4 protein-coding genes are annotated in these 4,065 nt (G+C 41.1%); 1 reads left to right on the top strand and 3 read right to left on the bottom strand.

All coding sequences use genetic code 11. The features are described from left to right. Nucleotides 1-194 precede the first annotated feature (194 nt). A complete protein-coding gene (locus F6K27_RS32560; RefSeq protein WP_275670392.1) occupies nt 195-326 on the top strand; it encodes a hypothetical protein in 132 nt (43 codons plus the stop codon). Between the two features lie 158 nt (nt 327-484). Here F6K27_RS32560 and F6K27_RS32555 read toward each other — a convergent pair whose 3' ends face one another. From F6K27_RS32555 to kynU, 3 genes are all read right to left on the bottom strand, one after another. Beyond that, entirely contained in the window at nt 485-991 is a 507-nt protein-coding gene (locus F6K27_RS32555; protein WP_287280039.1) for a DNA-binding protein, read from the bottom strand. A 180-nt stretch (nt 992-1,171) separates the two neighbouring features. Next, a complete protein-coding gene (locus F6K27_RS32550) occupies nt 1,172-2,275 on the bottom strand; it encodes an indoleamine 2,3-dioxygenase (RefSeq protein WP_287280041.1) in 1,104 nt (367 codons plus the stop codon). 267 nt (nt 2,276-2,542) lie between these two features. Next, nucleotides 2,543-3,802: a kynureninase gene (gene kynU / locus F6K27_RS32545; RefSeq protein WP_287280037.1), complete on the bottom strand. Its 1,260-nt coding sequence runs from the start codon at nt 3,800-3,802 to the stop codon at nt 2,543-2,545. Between the last annotated feature and the right edge of the window lie 263 nt (nt 3,803-4,065).

Genomic DNA, 4,065 nt, shown 5'->3' with positions numbered 1-4,065 from the left:
AAAGCTTGACTAAAAATTTTGTTTGCGCAGCATTCCGCAGGAAAAGAACCCTGGAAAATGCTACTTCCAAGTAAATTATGTGTTTTATTCGACTAATGCTTCAGAGATTGGCGATCACCTAAATTTTTAGAGATACGCTCAGGGGTTCTATAAGCATACTATACCTTTAATGTCAACCTCTTTATCTTTAATTGATGACACGCCCTAGTATTAATGGAGATTTTCAAGCAGCTTCCCGTTGGTATTTATATCAGTTTATTCCTGAATCTAATTATATTGCTGTTGTAGTAGTGGCAGGGAAAAATCAAAGTTTGAGTTTTTGGTAGATAAATAATATTGACATTGCTTTTTAAGATGCTTATTGTCACAAAATATAGCAATCCCAAATAGATTACAATAAATCAGAACTTACGCATCCACAACGCGACAGTACTATTTAATAGTATAAATAAAAATTGGTTGAATCTAAAAATCAGACCCTACCTTAACCAAAGCCTTGAGGTTTGTCTTCTTCCAGTTCTACATCCCGGAAAAATTTGCGAATAATTTCAATATCAGGCTCTGTCTCAATCCACAGCCGCGCACCACCAGCTTGACTTTTGTTAGGTTTATGAGGACGATAGACTATTTTGCAGTTTCCCAGAATTTCTACTTCGTGGCAGCGATGGTTTTTGCCTCCTTGTTTGACAGAAATTGCTGGAAGAGAAGTACCGTGGTCTCGGTTATAGTCAATTTCTCTTCGCAGCACATGGATAAAAGTATTGCCTGTACGGAATCCTTTATTCCAAGTTCCTTGAGGACCTCGACGACCAGGAGTAATTTCTGGCATTCCCCGACTATTTAAGGGAATGATCCAGAAGCGTTTGACTTTTTTGGCTCCTTTGAGACGACCTTGCCTGAGAAGTAACCTGAGTCTAGCGGTAGAAATATTTAGAAGAAATGCTGCTTCTGTTGTACCAACTTTATCTGGTTCAGTATTTGTATCTTTCATAAACTGTTTCGGAATATATAAAGGATGAACTGGATAACCATTTACAGCGTTGCATAAATGCGGGATGATTTTAATAGTTTTGTGAAATGAGCATCTTGCCCAGTCCTTATATTTTCGGGCGGGCAGGATGCCCATCCCACTTATATTTATCCCTTAATTCAGCAACGCCCCCATTTACTATCAAACCACATTCGAGATTAGATTGGCTTTGGTTTGTGCTTCTACTTTTTTGAGAAAAGGGACAAAATTGGTGCCGCCAGTTCCCCTCTGCTCTTTGGGAGCTTGTTGGAGGATATATTGAGCAGCAATTGCCAAGTGCTGTTTTCTAAAGTTCATTAGCTCCTCAACGCAATGATTGTATAAATCACATAAAGCAGGATGACTCTGTTGGTGGTCGATTATAAACTGTTTGATAGATGGTCCTGACCAAATGGCGACAATAAACTGGCGGTGCCTGGGGGACATATAGGAGTGCATCTCCTGCAAAAACGATTGAGTGTTACCTGCGTGTTGTATTCCTAAACCAGCGTCAAGGGACTGTACCAGGGAACTTTGAGCCGCACTACCGCCAGCGAATTTTTGCGGTAAATCACTGACCCCTTCATAAATCACGCCAGTTTCAGGCCAGCCTGCGAGAAAGGGGCGCACGCGATGATAATAGATATAGGGGTCACATTTTTCAGTCATCCGCTCTAATCCCCTCTGCATCTCGATAATAGCAGCAGCAATTTGTGCCAGTTGTGGTCTGATTCCCTCAATCCATCCCATAGCTACTGCCTTTTGAGCTGCCACTATGGCTGCTAAAGCAGGAGCGCCTTTGGCTTCTATTGCCACAGTTGTCAAGTAAAACCACTGTTCGTCGATGCCTCCCCAAAAAAGCTCGAGGGCAGCTAAATTGTTCAAATCTAAGGGTTGGCTCCGATCTATTCTCCTCCAATTATCCAATACTATTGAGGCGTAAGCGGTGATGGGGGGACGGCCTAGTTTTTCAGCAATCTGACACCAAGGAATGGCGATCGCCCGTGGGATAGTGGTGGCAGGTTTTACACCACCCCAGACATAAGCATTGCCGAAAATTGACAGCAGGAGCATGGCTCGTCGAAGCTGGCGATCGCTTTCTAACCTAGAAAGATCGGGTATGGTTAGGGTTGCTAAAGTTTCTCTGAGTCTATTAGTCATCAAAAGTGTCGGCACTTGAGCCGCAAGGCGCTCCCATATTTCAAAGCCTTGGGGAAGGCATTCAAGGGGGTCTTCTGATGGCAAAAAACCACGACTGGGGTCAATTTGGTAAACTTTTTTTTGGGGGGGGGGTGGACATTGACATTAAAGAATGATAATAGATTTTCAACTGTACATATATTGGAGGAAAGAGTTATCCAAAAATATCAAATATTCGGATTTCATCATTCCTGATTGTGCAACGTCACTATGGGAGCATCAATCATCTTTAAACAGTAGATTAGAGGATTTATGGGATTGAACAAGATTTAGAGATTATCGGCAATAGTTTATCCTAAATAGCCTAAAAATGCTATGATCTACTCTTAATCTTTATAATTCTGATAAAGCTTGCACAAATTGAAAAACTTCTGCATAGCGGTTGTAAAGGGGAACAGGTGCAATCCGAAGGGTGTTTGGTTCGCGCCAGTCGCATAATATTCCTCGTTCTGTTAACTTTTCCAGCAAATTTCCCGGGGCATTTTTAATCTGAATCGATAACTGACATCCTCTAGCTTCAGGATTGGCAGGGGTAAGCAATAAAGGTTTGTTTTCTAGACTATTTAATAAGAATTCAAGATAGCCAGTCAGCAGGCGACTTTTAGTTACTAATTCTGCCATTCCCACCCTGGCAAAGATATCTAGAGAAACTGACAGGGAGGCTAATGATAAAACATCTGAATTACTAATTTGCCAACCTTCTGCACCGGATGACGGTTCAATATCTTGTTTCATCAGCAACCGCGTTTCAATTTTATTGCCCCACCAACCAGCAAACCGAGGTAAATTGAACTGATGGGCATATTTTTCATGGACGAAACAAGCTCCGACCGCTCCTGGTCCACTATTCATATATTTATAATTGCACCACACTGCAAAATCTACCTGCCAATCATGCAAAGCCAGGGGAACATTGCCAACAGCATGAGCCAGATCGAATCCTACCAAGCAACCGTATTGGTGTGCTTGCTCAGTAATTTTTTTCATCTCGAAAAACTGTCCTGTTAGATAGTTTATTCCTCCTAGAAATACTAAAGCAATTGAATTACCTTCTTGCTCTAATAAGTTTTCAATATCTTCGGTTCTGATGTAGGTTTCGCCCTGACGAGGTTTAATTTCCAGCAAGGCAATTTCTGGATCGTAACCGTGAAATTCAATCTGGGATTTGAGCGCATATCGAGGAGAAGGAAAGGCATTAGCTTCAATCAGAATTTTGTATTTTTCTGGGCTAGGTCGATAAAATGAGACTAGCATCAGATGCAAGTTCATGGTCAGAGTATTCATGATTGCTATTTCTGACTCCAGTGCGCCGACAATTTCAGCCATTTTTGGCTTTAATGATTTACTATAATCCAGCCAGCGAGGAGTACCGCAGAAGTATCCTTCAATTCCCAGCTTTTCCCAATCATATAATACCTTTTCGATGCTTTCTCGAACAGTTACAGGTTGTAATCCTAGAGAATGACCACAGAAATAGATATTTTCTTCCCCAGAAGCAGCCTTGGGAATATAAAATTCTTTTCGTAAGGAAGCGAGAGGATCTCTAGCATCCATTTGTTCGGCAAATTCTTGTTCCAGTCTATATTCTATCATTGGCTAGTTGGGCATCTCAAAAAATTTGATTTAGCTGATCCATAAAACTGATACAAAGCGTCACATAACGTGAAAAATTGATGTGTACGGACGTTGCATGCAATGTCCCTTGCTTCTACTGAGGCCGTCGGCGGTTACTTATAGCAATGAGCGCTGGCATCTTTACATATTACATAAATATTGATAATGTAACATAAAAGTAACTGTATGAGCTGTATTTTTCATAAATTAGGCGATCGCTAAAGGTTAAAGTTTTAAGGATG

This window comes from Okeania sp. SIO2F5 (assembly GCF_010692685.1).
In the GTDB taxonomy this organism is placed as follows: Bacteria; Cyanobacteriota; Cyanobacteriia; order Cyanobacteriales; family Microcoleaceae; genus Okeania; species Okeania hirsuta.
The sequence above is the reverse complement of the archived record's forward strand: the minus strand, read 5'-3'. Positions and strand labels throughout refer to the sequence as shown.